We start from the raw sequence: 588 nt of genomic DNA on the forward strand, positions 1-588 counted from the left end.
TGCTGCAAGCGGTCTGGCCCTATGACCCCGGCGTACCGATACCGGGCATCGCCGCACTCGGTGGCTGGACCGTGCAGGTCGGTGACCCGGAAGACGTAGACGAAGCCCGGTTGCTGTTCACCCCGGACCCGCTCAGTCCTGAAATGGTTGACCGCTATCGGGACAACCCTGTTTACCGTAACCGCCTGCAAAAATTCGACCTGCGCATCCTCGTCAATAGCTGTGGCCTGTTCGACGATGCCATCACCCCCTCGAGCGTCGCCGGCACCGTCGCCGAGTTCCTCGCCGCTGACAACCCCGCCGCCAGGCACCTGCTGGAGAAACAGGCATTTCCCCCGTTCCGCAACGCCCTTGTACCGGGTGACGCGCCGAGGTCCATGGGCTCGATTTACCAGAACGCCCTGAACAGCCTGATGGGGGGCGGCGGTGTCGCCCTGGTACTCGATGACCCGATCGGCATCGTTCAGGAGCTCAATGCCTGGCGTAACGACGCCATTGAAATGAACCTGCCGTGGTTGGCCGCCGTCGATGCCCAGGGCCTCAGTAACGAGCGCAAGTACATCGTCGCCGAAGCGCTCGACGACGTAA

At 63.3% G+C, this 588-nt stretch carries 1 pseudogene; it reads left to right on the forward strand.

The features are described from left to right. Positions 1–588 (forward strand): annotated as a pseudogene (locus DM813_RS28345) (hypothetical protein); the annotation flags it as partial.

The sequence above is a fragment of the Pseudomonas alkylphenolica genome, from assembly GCF_004025535.1.
Lineage (GTDB): Bacteria > Pseudomonadota > Gammaproteobacteria > Pseudomonadales > Pseudomonadaceae > Aquipseudomonas > Aquipseudomonas alkylphenolica_A.